6 protein-coding genes and 1 pseudogene are annotated in these 6,874 nt (G+C 37.4%); 5 read left to right on the forward strand and 2 right to left on the reverse strand.

All coding sequences use genetic code 11. From position 1 onward, the window contains the following. Positions 1 to 37 precede the first annotated feature (37 nt). Entirely contained in the window at positions 38 to 730 is a 693-nt protein-coding gene (locus tag EKM67_RS10045) for a hypothetical protein (protein WP_125578864.1), read from the reverse strand. Positions 731 to 870: 140 nt separating this feature from the next. Here EKM67_RS10045 and EKM67_RS10050 point away from each other — a divergent pair, with 140 nt between their 5' ends. From EKM67_RS10050 to EKM67_RS10060, 3 genes are read left to right on the forward strand one after another with little or no spacing between them, the layout of a single operon-like run. After that, positions 871 to 2,160, forward strand: coding sequence for a PTS sugar transporter subunit IIC (locus tag EKM67_RS10050; protein ID WP_125578865.1), 1,290 nt, complete (start codon positions 871 to 873; stop codon positions 2,158 to 2,160). Between the two features lie 20 nt (positions 2,161 to 2,180). Next, positions 2,181 to 3,287: a DUF871 domain-containing protein gene (locus tag EKM67_RS10055; RefSeq protein ID WP_125578866.1), complete on the forward strand. Its 1,107-nt coding sequence runs from the start codon at positions 2,181 to 2,183 to the stop codon at positions 3,285 to 3,287. Then, positions 3,280 to 4,182 carry an ROK family protein gene (locus tag EKM67_RS10060; RefSeq protein WP_125578867.1) on the forward strand — a complete coding sequence of 301 codons (903 nt, stop codon included), beginning with the start codon at positions 3,280 to 3,282 and terminating at the stop codon, positions 4,180 to 4,182. Before EKM67_RS10055 ends, EKM67_RS10060 begins: the two co-directional genes overlap by 8 nt. 91 nt (positions 4,183 to 4,273) lie before the next feature. On the opposite strand, the gene EKM67_RS10065 is transcribed toward EKM67_RS10060, so the two are convergent. Next, entirely contained in the window at positions 4,274 to 5,146 is an 873-nt protein-coding gene (locus EKM67_RS10065; RefSeq protein ID WP_125578868.1) for an AraC family transcriptional regulator, read from the reverse strand. A gap of 135 nt (positions 5,147 to 5,281) precedes the next feature. Here EKM67_RS10065 and EKM67_RS10070 point away from each other — a divergent pair, with 135 nt between their 5' ends. Next, on the forward strand, positions 5,282 to 6,550 hold the full coding sequence (locus tag EKM67_RS10070; RefSeq protein ID WP_125578869.1) for a PTS sugar transporter subunit IIC: 1,269 nt from the start codon (positions 5,282 to 5,284) through the stop codon (positions 6,548 to 6,550). A gap of 23 nt (positions 6,551 to 6,573) precedes the next feature. Next, positions 6,574 to 6,874: pseudogene (locus tag EKM67_RS10910) on the forward strand (hypothetical protein); the annotation flags it as partial.

Raw genomic sequence — 6,874 nt, forward strand, 5'->3', positions numbered from 1 at the left:
ATTTCGTCTGTGTGCTTTATCGGTACTGGCTAACTTACTATTGCAATTTGCGAATGGCTTTTTTTGTTAATGATTCAAATGAATTCATATTCTGAACTGACGGTAAATAGCCGTATAATTGAAATTGTTTATCAAAAAGTTTGTTAACGGGATAGCCCTTTTCTATTTCCACACGGGTTAACAGGGTAATAATTGAAATATAAAAACATTTCAATTGATCAACCGTCAGAAATTTATAATAATATTTTACGCATAATGAGAGCGTTCGGAATGCAGCCATTTTATTTCTGTCCTTAATATGCGCAAATAGAAGTAGCTCAAGTTTATAATATTCGCCAATTTCAGAAAGTGCGTTATAAGTAAACGTACTTTTCTTGTAAAAGCTTGAAATGGTCAAAGAAGATTCGTCAAAACCTTGAGGTAACGATCTATTGGTTACGACAAATAGATTCTTTAAAACACCACGAAATTGCTCTAAATTGTCCTCTAGATCTTCTGAACCAAATTTCACTTCTGCCATCAACAATGGGCCAAAAGTCAATTCGGTTATTTGCCGAGTGTGTTCGTCTTTGCTAAAGAATTTACCAAAAATTTCTCTGTCATTATTGTAAATTGTTATGCGGTCTAAAATGAGTTGATCATCAAGATTGAAATTATGAGTTGTTATTTTCGCACCCAGCCCAATTTTTTCAGCTATTGAATTTATTGAGTAAATTAATATTGGTGACATAGTTGAATACCCCCCTAAATAAAAATAACACTTTTATTACAATATAGACACCTTTTTGATATTTCCTTAAAGTGCCATCGCTTATACTATGGGTGGCCAAAGTACTTTAGCAAAAATCATATTGATGGGAGATCAATACTATGAACAAGTTCGAATCGTTTTTGAATAATAGATTATTGCCAATATTAGCAAAAATGCAAAATAACAAAATTCTTGGCGCTTTATCAGAGGGCTTTATCAGAACGAGTCCTGCGACAATTGGATCAGCATTCATATTAATCCTAGCTAATTTTCCTATTCCTGCATGGCTAAAATGGCTTCAAGATACAAACTTGGCTCCTGGCTTAGCTGCAGTTAGTAATGCGTCAATTGGATTGATGGGATTGTTTGCTGTATACAATATTGCCTTTGCGTATGCGAAAAAATTAGGAGCACATTCTCAAAATGCCGGGCTTATTGCGTTAGCCTCATACTTTATTCTAATTCCACAGCAAATTACTACTCATGTTAATGAAGGTGGCAAGTGGATCGAGTCATCAGTAAATGCAGTTAAATTTGATTATTTGGGCGGACAAGGTATTTTTGTTGGGATGATAGTCGCAATTCTAGTTACAAGACTATTTGCATTTTTATCAACGAAAAATCTAACAATAAAACTGCCAGAATCTGTTCCGCCAATGGTTTCGGATTCACTCGCACCAACGTTTATTGTCACAGCAATATTCATGATTGTATGTGCAATTCGAATCGCATTCTCATTTACACAGTTCCATGATGTTTTCACACTGATCACGCAAGTAATTAGTGCACCCCTGAATAGTTTGATGGCTAACCCAATCTCGATGATATTTATTCAGGTATTGGTTGCGTTCCTTTGGTTCTTTGGTATTCATAATGCGGTTATTTCTGGTCCACTCTCAGCAGTTACGCTTACAATGATGACGACAAATATTGATGCCTATACTGCGGGGACACACTTACCGTTTGCAATGGCTTCAATGGTATATGGAGTCGGTGGTGCTGCCGGAAATGCACTTGGGTTAGTAATTTGTTTGATGTTTGCTAAATCTGCACGTTATAAACAGATGTTCAAATTAGGCGCACTACCAACAATTTTCAATATTACTGAGCCTTTGAATTTTGGTATTCCGACTGTATTGAATCCAATCTTCTTCTTTCCACTCGTTTTGAGCCCCTTAATTGCAGGCTTTACTTCATGGGGATTGATGAGCACCGTTTTAACAATTCCATATAATCCAACTGCTGAAGCCATTCCGTGGACAACACCTGGATTTGTCAAATTTGCATTAATTGGTGGATGGAAATTCTTACTGATTTATATAATCATTACAGCCATTGTGGCGTTAATCTGGTTCCCATTTGTCAAATTTGCAGATATGAAGGAATTAAAAGAAGAAAAAAGTAAATAAGAGTTGGAGATAGGATATTTATGATTGGAATTTCCGTTTATCCAGAAAAAGCAAGTACTGCTGAAATAGAAGAATACCTATCCTTAGGTCAAAGATATGGATTTCACCGTTTGTTTTTAAGTCTTCTTCAGATTGATAAAAATAATATACAAGGTGAATTGAAACGATATAAAAAGATTATCCGAATAGCTAATGATAAGAATTACCAGGTAACTGTAGATTTTGTGCCACAATTGTTTGAGGTCTTTGGTGCGAGTTACCATAATTTAAAGCCCATCGCCGATTTTGGTATCCAGTGCATGCGCTTTGATTCAGGTATGGCAGGTAAAGAAGAGTCAGAGATGACACATAATTCTTACGGGATAACAATAGAGCTGAATATGAGCAACTATAATCATTACTTGGAACAGATTTTAGATTTTGGGCCAAACCTCAAGCAATTAAGAGGATGCCATAACTTTTTTCCACAAAAATATACTGGACTTTCAAGAAATCAATTTGAAATATACACAAAAAAATATCGTCAACACTTCTTAAAGACTGCCGCATTTATTACCTCTCATACTGGACAATATGGGCCTTGGCAGCTCCAAGAAGGGTTGGTGACATTAGAGGATCATAGGAGCCTTCCGATTGATATACAAGCTAGAGACTTAGCGCAAAGTGGACTCATTGATGACGTAATTATCGGGACAATGTTTGCTTCTAAGGCTGAATTGAAATCTGTAAGTGAAGCAGTAAAGGAGTCTCAAAAGTCAATAGACGTTGAGTTTGAATCAAGCGTTACTGATTTTGAGAAAGAAATCTTATTTGATCACATTCATAACTATCGTGGAGATTCTTCGGAATATATGATCCGATCAACCAGAATTAGAGCTAAGATCACGAATCAATCATTGCCTAGTTCAAATGAAAGACCCAACGAAATCAAACGTGGCGATATTTTAATCCTAAATGATAAATATGGACAGTATAAAGGTGAAGTCCAAATTGCTTTAAAAAGTCGACCATGTGATGATAGAATCAACGTCGTTGGGAAAATCACTGAGAATAGCATGATCTTGCTCGACAATCTTAAACGATTTGAAGATTTCAGATTCCTCTGGAGGAAAGCTAATAATGAATAAATATTATCTTGGTGTTGATATTGGGGGAACCTTTATCAAAATGGGTGTTGTTTCTTCAAATGGCCAAATTGTTGATAGATGTAAGGTCGAGAGTAAATATGATATTAGTGAGATCACTAAAATAATAAATACGTATTTAATAAAGCAGTCCAAAAGAACTACGATTATCGGTGTGGGAATTAGCTTACCTGGCGTGATCAGCAGTGAAGGTATTATGCAAACGGCTGGCGCGTTAAAAAGTTTGATTGGTTTAAATATTAAAAAGATAGTTGAAGAAGCGCTCAAATTGCCCGCAGAAATAATCACAGATAGTAAGGCAGTGGCATTGTCTGAAGGCTGGTTGGGAAATGGTAAGAATTATAGCGATTACGTTTGTATAACACTAGGATCAGCCGTTGGTGGTGCAATCGTGATCAACAATCGACTGTACTGGGGACTGGGCGGTTTAGCTGGTGAATTCGGCGTTTCACTCATGGACCGTAGTGATGCTGAGTATAAATTAGACTCTACTTCGTTGCATGCTGGAGTGGTCGGTGGTCTATGCAGAAAGTATAGTTTGGCTACGGATCAAAAAATTACCGATGCTGCATTAATTTTTAGTTTAGCAAAAGAGGGAGACGCAATCGCTCAACATTTTTTTGATGAGTTCTTAGATGATGTTGCGCGTTTATTGGTTAATATCAGTGTTTATATCGCACCGGAAGCAATCTTAATCGGTGGGGGAATCAGTGCTGATAAGGTAATAATGGACAAGATTCAAAGGGCTTACGACAAAATTATTCAAAAATATCACGTTTTGTCCCTGGTTAATATGCCGGTTATTCTGCCATGCAAATTAAAAAATGATGCAGGCATGATTGGTGCAGTAAAACTATTAATTCAAACGCAGGAGTAAAATGAAATATTATTTGTGAGTTTTTAAAGTAGCTACTCATGATGAGTAGCTACTTTTTTATACGCTGTATTTCAGCCGGCGTTGTAATCCCCTATAGTCCCGCAATTTCTCTTGCATTTTCACGATAGTTCTTTGGCTTCTCTTGATAAATTCGAACGAATGAATTATAAAAGTTGCGATAATTATCAAAACCGCTTTGCCGAGCAATTTCAGAAAGTGTATCGTCACTGGTTAACATTCTGTTGACGGCATCGTTCAGCCGAACAAATATTAAGAAATCATGGAAATTCATGTTAAAATTTTGTTTGAATGCTCTTGAAAAATAACTGTCCGAGTAATTGAATGCATTGGCAATACAATGTAATGTCAAAACTTCGATGAAATGCTCGTTAATATATTTAGTGACGGCATTCATAAAAACAATGGAGTTGGGAACCATTTTATTCTGATCGAGCTGAGCAGCAGAACTGCAATTGGAGACCAGCTGACTAATGATTTCTAAAACTAATGATTGCTCCTTAATTTGTGCCGACAGAGTTGTTGTGCTGGCGGCTGTTTCAATGATTGCAGTAATTGCTCCCAATGATTGTTGCAGTTGTGTCAATAATGGTGATGGTAGTGATGTCGAAACCGTGTTTAGATCAAACACGAATGAATGCATAAATTGGTTTTCTGTCAGCTCTTGCAAGTATTGCATTGGTAATTGGATACACAAGATATGATTGGTGACGGGGCTTTGAGTATAATGGGTGGTGTTTGGATCGATCACAATAATATCTCCGGTGTTCATTCGATATAAGATACCCTCAATCCAAACATTCAGTGCGCCACTTAGGCAAAATATGAGTTCGGTACTTTGATGCCAGTGCTGTGGTATGACACGGGTTACATCTTTAGCGGAGAAGCTAAAGGCATTAAAAGGCAATACGCCTGTGCTTCGAATTAATTCATGTTCAAGCTTCATAATAACAATCCTCTTTAAATGTCAATTATTTACATATAATTGTCCTATTAACAACATTGTCGCACGGATGATTACGCTTTACAATGATAGCGTAATCATTAATTGCAAATCTTTTACAACCTCAGGAGGTTTATCATGAAGGATAAGATACAAGCATTTTTTAATAAGATTTCGCCCGTACTTGATAAAGTGGGAACGAACAAATATTTACAGGCTCTGATGGGAGCTATGATGGCGACGTTGGGACCAATCATCCTTGGATCGTTTGCAACATTGATTGGCGTTTTCGCGGCTAACCAGAAGCTTACAAATCTTCAAACCATCGCCGGTAATGTTGGCAACGTCACGATCAATGCATTGGCTTTATACATTGTATTTTTAGTTGCCAAACATCTGGTACCATTCTTTATAGAAGGTGATGATGGTACTGCTGCGGGAATTATTGCGTTGATGAGTTTCTTGATTCTCACGCCACTGGGTCAAATTAAGGATGGCAAGAACTTAATTACTGCTATTCCTACCACTTGGCTGTCTTCCCAAGGTGTTTTCTCTGCTTTAATAATTGGATTATTAGTTGCTCGTTTTTACGTCTATATTAAGCAGCATGGTTGGACAATTAAAATGCCAGCGGGTGTTCCACCGATGGTTTCTAATGCATTTGCTTCTCTTATCCCAGCAATTGTAACTGGTGTTATTGCTGCAGTGGTCAGCTACTTATTCTTGCTTACTGATTGGGGTAGTGTGCACCAAATGATTTATTCGCTGATTCAAGTTCCTTTACGTGGATTGGGTGGTTCTATTGGTGCCATGATCGTCGTCAGCTTAGTTATGCAAATCCTTTGGTTCTTTGGGATTCATGGAACTAACGTTGTTTTACCACTGGTCACTCCAATCTGGTTAGCAATGGATATGGAAAATTTGGCAGCAATTCAAGCTGGTCATGCCGCACCAAATATAATTGGCCTCGCATTCTTTAACATTATTACTTGGGGTGGCACCGCACTAGGACTAGTTCTGTTGATGCTGATTGCAAAAAGCAAACGTTATCGTGATCTTGGACGTCTTGCGGTTGTTCCAGCACTATTTGGAGTGACAGAACCCGTTATTTTTGGGACACCACTTGTTTTGAATTTTGATTTTGTGGTTCCTTTTATCACAAATAATACAATTGTTTTGATTATTAGTTATATTGTTACAAGAATTGGTTTGGTTGCGAGATTTACTGGTGTTCAAGCGGTGTTCGGGTTGCCAATAGGGATCCATGCATCAGTTGAGGGTCATGTTTCAATCATCATTCTTCAATTAGTCATTCAATTAATTATCGCGCCATTACTTTGGTACCCATGGCTACGTCATGCTGATAAAAAAGCACTTGCAGCTGAACAGTCTGAAGTCAAAGAATAAAATCGTATTTTGGAGGACGTATTTTGAAAAAAGATGAACTACAATCATTACTACAATCACTTACGCTCGAAGAAAAAATTGGACAATTAGTTCAACTTTCTGGTGAATTTTATAATGCTTCTGATATTTCACTCGGTCCTCAACGAAAACTTGGTATTACTCAGCGCACAGTTGACTTATCTGGCTCCGTGTTAAATGTTGCTGGCGCGGAAAATGTTCACGCACTTCAAAAAGCGCACCTGGAAAAAAGTGAACATGGGCTCGGCTCCTGTCAAGAGGACAATCAAATAATTAAAGTGTTTATGCACATTCTTGAACGGCATG

The sequence above is a fragment of the Lapidilactobacillus mulanensis genome (genome assembly GCF_003946215.1).
In the GTDB taxonomy this organism is placed as follows: Bacteria; Bacillota; Bacilli; order Lactobacillales; family Lactobacillaceae; genus Lapidilactobacillus; species Lapidilactobacillus mulanensis.

Coding starts and splice junctions, on each gene's coding strand:
- EKM67_RS10055 (WP_125578866.1), top strand. CDS start 2,181: ATGATTGGAATTTCCGTTTATCCAGAAAAAGCAAGTACTGCTGAAATA.
- EKM67_RS10060 (WP_125578867.1), top strand. CDS start 3,280: ATGAATAAATATTATCTTGGTGTTGATATTGGGGGAACCTTTATCAAA.
- EKM67_RS10050 (WP_125578865.1), top strand. CDS start 871: ATGAACAAGTTCGAATCGTTTTTGAATAATAGATTATTGCCAATATTA.
- EKM67_RS10045 (WP_125578864.1), bottom strand. CDS start 730: ATGTCACCAATATTAATTTACTCAATAAATTCAATAGCTGAAAAAATT.
- EKM67_RS10065 (WP_125578868.1), bottom strand. CDS start 5,146: ATGAAGCTTGAACATGAATTAATTCGAAGCACAGGCGTATTGCCTTTT.
- EKM67_RS10070 (WP_125578869.1), top strand. CDS start 5,282: ATGAAGGATAAGATACAAGCATTTTTTAATAAGATTTCGCCCGTACTT.